1 protein-coding gene is annotated in these 212 nt (G+C 32.5%); it reads left to right on the top strand.

Annotated features, from left to right (window positions below):
* Window positions 1-55: 55 nt before the first annotated feature.
* Window positions 56-212, top strand: a 157-nt coding sequence (locus ASJ81_RS24705; protein ID WP_449288774.1) for an ISAzo13-like element transposase-related protein, incomplete at its 3' end; no start/stop codon positions are given.

The raw sequence follows: 212 nt of genomic DNA, 5'->3' as shown, positions 1-212 counted from the left end.
TTCTATTCTAACAGCGAAAATCCGATTATCAGTATAGATGTAAAAAAAAGAATTCATAGGTAATTTCTACCGAGATGGAAAATTTTATTGTACTCAAACGGTAAAAGTATATGATCACGATTTCAATACATTTTCAAATGGTGTTGTAATTCCGCATGGCGTATACGACGTTAAGCTTAATGAAGGTTACATCACTTTAGGAACCAGTAAGG

The organism is Methanosarcina spelaei (assembly GCF_002287235.1).
Classification (GTDB): domain Archaea; phylum Halobacteriota; class Methanosarcinia; order Methanosarcinales; family Methanosarcinaceae; genus Methanosarcina; species Methanosarcina spelaei.
The sequence above is the reverse complement of the archived record's forward strand: the minus strand, read 5'-3'. Positions and strand labels throughout refer to the sequence as shown.